This is a genomic window from Oleiphilus sp. HI0079 (assembly GCF_001635105.1).
The window spans coordinates 1-938 of the sequence record NZ_LWFT01000934.1 but is presented as its reverse complement, the minus strand read 5'-3'; the positions used below and the strand labels follow the sequence as shown (position 1 = coordinate 938).

At 49.4% G+C, this 938-nt stretch carries 1 protein-coding gene; it reads left to right on the top strand.

Features of this window, described 5'->3' with window-relative positions; all coding sequences use genetic code 11:
• On the top strand, window positions 1–822 hold an 822-nt coding region (gene apbC / locus A3750_RS17190; RefSeq protein WP_068548506.1), incomplete at its 5' end, for an iron-sulfur cluster carrier protein ApbC.
• Between the last annotated feature and the right edge of the window lie 116 nt (window positions 823–938).

The window sequence follows — 938 nt, the reverse complement described above, 5'->3', positions numbered from 1 at the left end:
AAGAGTCTGAGCAATGTGAAAAACATCATTGCTGTTGCGTCGGGCAAAGGCGGAGTAGGTAAAAGTACCAGTGCCGTCAATTTGGCGTTAGCGCTGTCGCAGGAGGGCGCCCGTGTTGGCATTCTTGATGCGGATATTTATGGGCCAAGCGTTGGCATGATGCTTGGTATTCCTGCTGATGCTCGTCCTGAGACCTATGAAGATAAGGCATTCATTCCAATTGAAGCGCATGGCATTCAAGCAATGTCGATGGCCTTTTTGGTCACTGAGCAAACGCCGATGGTATGGCGAGGTCCTATGGTCAGTGGTGCACTCATGCAGCTCTTGACTCAAACTCGCTGGGACGACTTGGACTATCTAATTATTGATATGCCGCCGGGAACGGGCGATATTCAGTTGACGCTATCCCAGAAAGTTCCGGTGACGGGTTCTATTATCGTGACGACACCGCAAGATATTGCATTGATGGATTGTCAAAAAGGCATCGAAATGTTCCGTAAAGTGAACATTCCCGTATTTGGTGTCATCGAGAATATGAGCGTGCATGTTTGTAGTCAGTGCGGGCATCATGAAGCCTTGTTCGGCAATGGCGGCGGTGAACGTATCGCAAAGGCATACGATACGACCGTACTTGGTGAAATGCCCCTGCAACAGACCATTCGAGAGCATATGGATTCGGGGAGGCCAACTGTGATTGCGGAGCCTGAATCTGACGCAGCGCTGTTGTATCTGGATATCGCTAGAAAGGTGGGTGCTGATTTGTCTCAGCGTGCGAGAAATCAGCGTAATGTATTTCCTGAAATCGTGGTGTCCTCAGACTAGAGTTTTCGAACAACGCGCGGCGTTTTAAACCAGTTTTCTATAAATTCAGGGATATCTTCAATGCTCATGGGTTTGCCGTACAGGTAGCCCTGAGCGTAGTCGCAACCCAGTTGGAG